The organism is Salipiger bermudensis (assembly GCF_019801965.1).
GTDB classification, from domain to species: Bacteria; Pseudomonadota; Alphaproteobacteria; order Rhodobacterales; family Rhodobacteraceae; genus Salipiger; species Salipiger bermudensis_A.
Genome location: NZ_JAHVIA010000029.1, coordinates 1 through 666, shown reverse-complemented (window position 1 = coordinate 666; position 666 = coordinate 1). Strand labels below are relative to the sequence as shown.

Here is a 666-nt window from a genome sequence, read left to right as displayed (position 1 = left end):
GGGCTCGAAGCCGTCATGCGGCGGCGTGGCAGGCTCGGTTCGCGGTGATCGAACCGCAGCGCGGCTGATTTGGTATGTTCGGCCGTCGGCATGATGCTGAAGACGTGGCGGGCGTGGTGGATCGGAGGAACCACCATGCCGACTACAAATCTGCCAGCCATCCGCGCCTGCCGTCCCGCTTGGAACAAGGGCCGCATCGTCGGCCAGAAGCGTCCGCTTGAGCCGAAACATGTATGGGCGATCCGGGTCCGCCTCGAGATCGCTCAGCGGATGCGCGAACTGGCGCTCTTCAATCTCGCCATCGACAGCAAGTTGCGCGGATGCGACCTGGTGAAGCTGAAGGTCGCTGACGTCTATGCGGCCGGACAGGTCAAGCACCGCGCTTCGATCGTCCAGAGCAAAACCCAGAGGCCGGTAAGCTTCGAGATCACCGAGGGGACTCGAAAAGCCATCGCGGCTTGGCTCGAGGCGCCGCTGATGGTCGGGTCGGAGCATCTCTGGCCCGGTCGCTTTCACGAACGTCGGCATATTTCGACAAGGCAATACGCCCGCCTCGTGCGGGACTGGGTGACGTCTATCGGTCTCGAGCCGAGTGCCTACGGCACGCACTCCATGCGGCGGACCAAGGTGGCGCAGATATATCGCAAAACTGGCAACCTCCGCGCA

1 protein-coding gene is annotated in these 666 nt (G+C 63.4%); it reads left to right on the top strand.

What is annotated here, in order from left to right:
* Window positions 1–135: 135 nt before the first annotated feature.
* Window positions 136–666: tyrosine-type recombinase/integrase (locus tag KUV62_RS22625; RefSeq protein WP_222606019.1), on the top strand; the 531-nt coding region annotated here is incomplete at its 3' end.